Origin of the sequence: uncultured Parolsenella sp., assembly GCF_958346945.1 — a bacterium.
In the GTDB taxonomy this organism is placed as follows: Bacteria; Actinomycetota; Coriobacteriia; order Coriobacteriales; family Atopobiaceae; genus Parolsenella.
In genome coordinates this window covers 1-2,592 of record NZ_CATVTL010000024.1, presented here as the reverse complement: position 1 = coordinate 2,592, position 2,592 = coordinate 1, and the positions used below count along the sequence as shown (strand labels likewise).

Genomic DNA, 2,592 nt, shown 5'->3' with positions numbered 1-2,592 from the left:
GTTTTGAGACCGAGGACTCCGCCGTGGTCAACGTCCGTTTTGCCGATGGCGCGCTTGCGAGCATGACCATCTCCGACGCCACCGCCAGCCCCTGGAACTGGGAGGCCACCGCTCGCGAGGACCCGCAGTACCGTCCCTTCGACGCCGACGCCTACTTTATCGGCGGAACTAAGGGCGCCCTTTCGCTGCCCCGCCTGCACCAGTTCTCCTACGACGGCGCCTCCAACTGGCACAAGCCGCTGCAGATGGAGATTCCGGCCGTCGACCCGGCACTGCCGCACAAGATGCAGCTCAAGCACTTTGTGAAGGTTGTCCGCCGCGAGGTCGAGCCCGTCGTGACCCCCGCCGATAACGTCAAGACGCTCACGCTTCTCAACGCCATCAAGGAGGCCGCCGAGACCGGCCAGCTCGTCGAGCTGTAACGCCTTAGGGCAGACCGCGGCAGAAGCCCCATGCCGAACCCTTCGGTCCGCCACCAACAAGCCCCTCTTCTTTGCCCCGCGAGCAGCCTCCTGCCCGCGGGGCATTTTGCTACCTTTCCGACGATTTTTCTGGAGCGAGGGGCCATTTTGCACCTCGGCCTGATTCGTTCGCCACGAAATGCGCCTATCTACTACGTTTAACCGATCGCCCTCAACCGTGCCAAATTTCGCGAAGTAAAAACCGCAGGTAGACGGCTTGCGTATTTTCGGAAAACCGGGGGATGGTCGACCCATACGGGTTAAACGTAGTAGATAGGTCATTTTCGTGGCACGGCCCAAAACAGTCTTTTGGGACGGGTGGTATCCTTGGTAGCTCTGTGCTGCAAACGCACCTTTACCGCAAGGAGTTTCATGGATCTTATCGCCCAGCTCGCCCGCGAGCTCAACCTTAAGGCCGCCAACGTCGAGGCGGCCGTCAAGCTCATCGACGAGGGCAACACCATCCCCTTTATCTCGCGCTACCGCAAGGAAGCCACGGGCGGCATGGACGACGTCGCCCTGCGCGCACTCGACGAGCGCCTGTCCTACCTGCGCAATCTTGAGCAGCGTAAAGAGGACGTCGTTCTGCTCATCGACGCCCAGGGCAAACTCACGCCCGAACTCGAGCAGCAGATTCGAGAGGCCACGCAGCTCCAGCGTGTCGAGGACCTCTACAAGCCCTACCGCAAAAAGCGCATGACCCGCGCACAGAAGGCCCGCGAGGCAGGCCTGGAGCCGCTTGCCAACATGATCATCATGCAGGCCTCGGCCAAGGGCAGCGCGCTCGACACCGCCGCGGCCTACGTCAACGAGGAAGCCGGCTTCGACACGCCCGAGAAGGCGCTCGCCGGCGCGGCGGACATCGTGGCTGAGACGGTGGCCGAAGACCCCGAGAACGTCGCCGACCTGCGCGCCTTTACGCAAAACACCGCCGACATCGTCGTCGAGGCCACCGACCCCGCCGAAAAGACTCCCTACGAGCCCTACTACAACTATGATGAGCCGCTGCGCCGTATACCCAACCACCGCGTGCTGGCTATCGACCGCGGCGAGCGCGAGGGCAAGCTCCGCGTGCGCGTGAACGTCGACGGCGCTGCCGCCACGGCACGCCTCGGCAGCCGTTGGCCCCGACGCCAGGGCGCGTTTGCTCCCATCTTCGATGCCGCCATCGCTGACGGTTACAAGCGCCTCATGGCCCCCTCGCTGGAGCGCGAGGCCCGCGCCAAACTCACCGTCCGCGCGCAGACCGAGGCCATCAATGTCTTTGCCAAGAATCTCGAGGGCCTGCTCTCGGCACGCCCCGTGCGCGGCGCCCGCGTGCTCGCGCTCGATCCGGGCTACCGCACCGGCTGCAAGGTCGCCGTCATGGACGAGACCGGCAAGCTGCTCGACCACGGCGTGGTCTACCCCACCAAGCCGCGCCACGACGTCGCCGGCACCAAGCGCGAGCTCGCCCGCCTCGTCAAGAAGGACGGCGTCAACACCATCGTCATCGGCAACGGCACCGCCAGCCGCGAGACCGAGGAAGTCGTCTCGGAGTTCATTGCCGAGCAGGCGCCCGGGTTGCGCTACACCATCGTCAACGAGGCCGGCGCGTCGGTGTACTCGGCCTCCGAGCTCGCCAGCCAGGAATATCCCGACCTGGACGTCACCGTGCGCGGCGCCATGAGCCTGGGCCGCCGCCTGCAGGACCCACTGGCAGAGCTCGTCAAGATTCCGCCCCAGTCCATCGGCGTGGGCCAGTACCAGCACGACCTTGACCAGGCCGAGCTCTCGCGCACCCTGGGCCACGTGGTGGAGGACGTCGTCAACCGCGTGGGCGTCGACGTCAACACCGCGAGCGCGAGCCTGCTGGGATACGTTTCGGGCATCACGCCGAGCGTGGCCAAGAACATCGTGGCTTTCCGCGAGGAAAACGGCGCCTTCACCGATCGCCGCCAGCTCAAGAAGGTCCCCAAGCTGGGACCCAAGGCATATCTCAACGCTGCAGGCTTTTTGCGAATTAGCGGCGGTAAGAACCCGCTCGACGCAACGAGCGTCCACCCCGAAAGCTACGAGGTGGCCACGTCCGTCTTGGAACGCGCCGGCGTTAAAGCAAGCGAGCTCAGCCGCGGCGGCGTGCCCGACATCG

Annotated in this window: 2 protein-coding genes; both read left to right on the top strand. The window is 64.9% G+C overall.

Annotated elements, in window-relative coordinates; genetic code table 11:
* A partial coding sequence (locus Q3866_RS07775) for a Gfo/Idh/MocA family oxidoreductase (protein ID WP_301830829.1) occupies positions 1–422 on the top strand: 422 nt, incomplete at its 5' end.
* 411 nt (positions 423–833) lie between these two features.
* On the top strand, positions 834–2,592 hold a 1,759-nt coding region (locus Q3866_RS07770), incomplete at its 3' end, for a Tex-like N-terminal domain-containing protein (RefSeq protein WP_301830828.1).